At 70.6% G+C, this 402-nt stretch carries 1 protein-coding gene; it reads right to left on the reverse strand.

The features are described 5' to 3' along the window. Positions 1-402 (reverse strand): zinc-binding dehydrogenase (locus OO54_RS41005; RefSeq protein WP_157856620.1); only part of this gene is annotated, 402 nt, incomplete at both ends.

Raw genomic sequence — 402 nt, forward strand, 5'->3', positions numbered from 1 at the left:
CGGCACCCTCGGCACACCGACCACGACGACCCACCACCAGCAGGTTCCGCACCCCGTGCTCGACCACCAGACGACGAGCCACCAGACGACCCAGCGTCCCCGTACCACCGGTCACCAACACCGTGCCGTCCCGGTCCAAAGCCCGCGGCAACACCAGCACGTTCTTGCCCGTGTGCCTGCCCTGACTCATGTACCGGAACGCCGCCGGCGCCTGCCGCACATCCCACGTCGTCACCGGCAACGGAGTCAGCACACCCCGCTCGAACAACTCGACCAGCTCGCCCAGCATCCGCTGGACGCGGTCGGCGCCGGCGTCGCTCAGGTCGAAGGCCTCGTAGGCGACCCCCGGGTGCAGGCGCGCGAGTTCGTCCGCGTCGCGCAGGTCGGTGCGGCCCATCTCGA

Source organism: Streptomyces wedmorensis, from assembly GCF_000716445.1.
Lineage (GTDB): Bacteria > Actinomycetota > Actinomycetes > Streptomycetales > Streptomycetaceae > Streptomyces > Streptomyces wedmorensis.